Annotated in this window: 1 pseudogene; it reads right to left on the reverse strand. The window is 47.4% G+C overall.

Features of this window, described 5'->3' with window-relative positions:
• Positions 1-270, reverse strand: a pseudogene (locus tag FS628_RS30610) (MurR/RpiR family transcriptional regulator); the annotation flags it as partial.

Raw genomic sequence — 270 nt, forward strand, 5'->3', positions numbered from 1 at the left:
GGATGGGAGGGAGGAGGTTGCGTTGTTGTGGAATTGGATGATGGTGTGTGTGGATGGGGGAAGGGATGTGTTGATATTGAAGAGGAAGGTTTAAGTGAAAGTGTGGGTACGGCTTGGTACGGAGGTTTTTGGATAAGGGAAGAATGGTGGATGAGGTTGTATAGGTGTGGTGAGCGAGTTGATGGGGTGTAGAATGGAAGAGAAGTTGGGGATTGTTGAGGATATAGTGGACAATATGCTTCTCGTGTGCGGTTAATTGGGGAGGATATT

It is taken from the genome of Paenibacillus xylanexedens (genome assembly GCF_007676705.1).
In the GTDB taxonomy this organism is placed as follows: domain Bacteria; phylum Bacillota; class Bacilli; order Paenibacillales; family Paenibacillaceae; genus Paenibacillus; species Paenibacillus xylanexedens_C.